The organism is Psychromonas sp. Urea-02u-13 (genome assembly GCF_002835995.1).
GTDB lineage: Bacteria > Pseudomonadota > Gammaproteobacteria > Enterobacterales > Psychromonadaceae > Psychromonas.
The window spans coordinates 1-276 of sequence record NZ_PJBZ01000003.1 but is presented as its reverse complement, the minus strand read 5'-3'; the positions used below and the strand labels follow the sequence as shown (position 1 = coordinate 276).

Annotated in this window: 1 protein-coding gene; it reads right to left on the bottom strand. The window is 49.6% G+C overall.

Going from position 1 to position 276, the window contains the following annotated elements; all coding sequences use genetic code 11:
- Nucleotides 1–276: hypothetical protein (locus CXF74_RS00005; protein ID WP_198552728.1), on the bottom strand; the 276-nt coding region annotated here is incomplete at both ends.

The window sequence follows — 276 nt, the reverse complement described above, 5'->3', positions numbered from 1 at the left end:
CCATCTGCTTCTTCGACCGTGCCTCCAGCCGTTACCGCGATAGTCGCTGTTATATCGTCATCGATTGGATTGTTACCTTGATCATCAGTAATGGTACCTGAGCCGGTATCACCAACAACACCATTGGTCACTTGCACAGACGCCGTGGTTACACTCAGCACGATTGTCTCGTCGCTTTCAGTCACCGCATCATCATTGATAGCGACACGTACATTAATTGATGAACCATCTGCGGGTAAGGTCACCTCACCGCTGATATCTGTCCATTCACCAGGT